The sequence below is a fragment of the Paraburkholderia sp. BR10923 genome (assembly GCF_040948765.1).
Classification (GTDB): domain Bacteria; phylum Pseudomonadota; class Gammaproteobacteria; order Burkholderiales; family Burkholderiaceae; genus Paraburkholderia; species Paraburkholderia youngii.
The window spans coordinates 1-253 of sequence record NZ_JBFPKO010000244.1 but is presented as its reverse complement, the minus strand read 5'-3'; the positions used below and the strand labels follow the sequence as shown (position 1 = coordinate 253).

General features: G+C 59.3%; 1 protein-coding gene. It reads left to right on the top strand.

The features are described 5' to 3' along the window. The coding region (locus AB3X94_RS42315) for a hypothetical protein (RefSeq protein ID WP_368594466.1) at window positions 1-253 on the top strand (253 nt) is incomplete at both ends.

The following is a 253-nucleotide window of genomic DNA, read 5'->3' as shown; positions in this document are numbered from 1 at the left end:
CATCGCGCGCCGCTCTGGCAGACTGGTCGCCATGGACATACCCGCCGATCTCGACGCCCTCAGTACCGAACAGATACGCGAACTGAACGTGAAGCTGATGGCCGAGATCGCCGAGAAAGAAAGAGAGGCCCTGGGGAGGTCGAACTGGTTGTTCGCAGGATCTCTGCGTGCTGGAAAACGCGCGGCCGCGATCATGACATTGATCCGCTCTGCACAACTGAACGGACACGATCCGTTGGCTTACCTGAAGGAC